We start from the raw sequence: 1,437 nt of genomic DNA, 5'->3' as shown, positions 1-1,437 counted from the left end.
TTATTGATTAGATTAAAGGAAAGAGTTTACTTAAAATCAATTTAATCTGACCCCTTGATTATTGGCTCATATCAGTAGTTGGTATTGTTGGGCGCTGGTATGCTTGTGAACCCCACCGTTTATGAATGCTACTTTTCCCGTGCGGTTCGTAACCTGACGGCTTATATAGGCTCCTCCACTACTTGCTTTTAGTTAGAGGCCTTAGGGCTTTGGTTCGTATGCATAATTACAAGACCCGACCCCAATCTTCCCGACCCCAATCTTCCGACCCCACTCTTCGGGTTCAGATTGTGGTTCGCGTTGCGCTCACAATCTAACCTTATTCGCTATGTATAAGTAGGTCACGCCTTGTTAATTAGATAATTGATTTAACCAAAACTTTTTACGAGCATATATGCAAGATAAAACTTTTCAAGCAAAAAGAAAGCATCATTATGTTTGGGCTAACTATTTAAAGCGATGGTCAACTAATGGTAGGGATATTTACTACACAACCATTACAGGAAAGATTAAATATGATAGCGTTTTAGGCTTAGCAATGGATAAGGACTTTTACCAATTAAAGCCAATAGACTCTTTTCAGCTTGAAGTTATTAAACGCATTTCAGCACAATCACCAGAGAAGCTGCAAGAACAACATAAAGCATATTTTTCAGACTTCTGCAAATTACAACAAGCGGAAGAGGCATATAACTTAAGTGCCACTAAAAATATGGATGTTGAAAAAGCTATTCATGCAACTAAATGTAACTTGCTTGAAAATTTGCACGCGTGCTGTGAAAGAGATGCCTGGCCAATATTAAATGAACTGACAAATGGGAATTTAAATATTTTAGATGACGATAAAAATATGATTAAATTTATGGTGTTTTTAGGACACCAAGTTACAAGAACTAAAAATTTTAAGGACATAGCTATTCTTGCTACATCAAATAATTCTACAGAGCTTGGTATAAAATTTAAAAAAGCAATGGAAGATGCATGGTGGTTTATAAGCTATATGTATGGTATGAATTTTGGAGCAAGCTTGTACTTTAGCCGAAAACAGGAAAATCATTCATTGCTTTTAAATAATACATCTGTTCCTTTTATTACTTCAGATCAACCATTGATAAATGTACATCCTAGTATACGTGATGATGTTTTTAAAGCACCCTCTGAATCTGAGTTTGATTTTTACTACCCTATTTCACCAAAGTATGCATATTTCATTAGTGCGTCGCACAGATTTGAAAAAGGTATTATAGCGATAGATGAAAATACTGTAATTGAACTAAATACTAAACTGTCAAAGCACGCAATTACACATATTTTTTCTGATCGAAAGGAAATTCTAGAGCCCTATAAAAAATTGGTTGGTCAAAATATAAAGAAAGCTGGCGAACATTTTGAAAATATTAAATAATCTTAAATAATCAAGGGGTCAGATTCGATTGA

The 1,437-nt window shown here is 34.6% G+C and carries 1 protein-coding gene; it reads left to right on the top strand.

All coding sequences use genetic code 11. The features are described 5' to 3' along the window. The first annotated feature begins 394 nt into the window (after window positions 1–394). Window positions 395–1,405, top strand: coding sequence for a DUF4238 domain-containing protein (locus C0512_RS15335; RefSeq protein ID WP_290863138.1), 1,011 nt, complete (start codon window positions 395–397; stop codon window positions 1,403–1,405). Window positions 1,406–1,437: the final 32 nt, after the last annotated feature.

It is taken from the genome of Flavobacterium sp. (genome assembly GCF_013822155.1).
Taxonomy (GTDB): domain Bacteria; phylum Bacteroidota; class Bacteroidia; order Flavobacteriales; family Flavobacteriaceae; genus Flavobacterium.
Note: the sequence above shows the minus strand (reverse complement) of the source record. Positions and strands in the feature narration are given on the sequence as shown.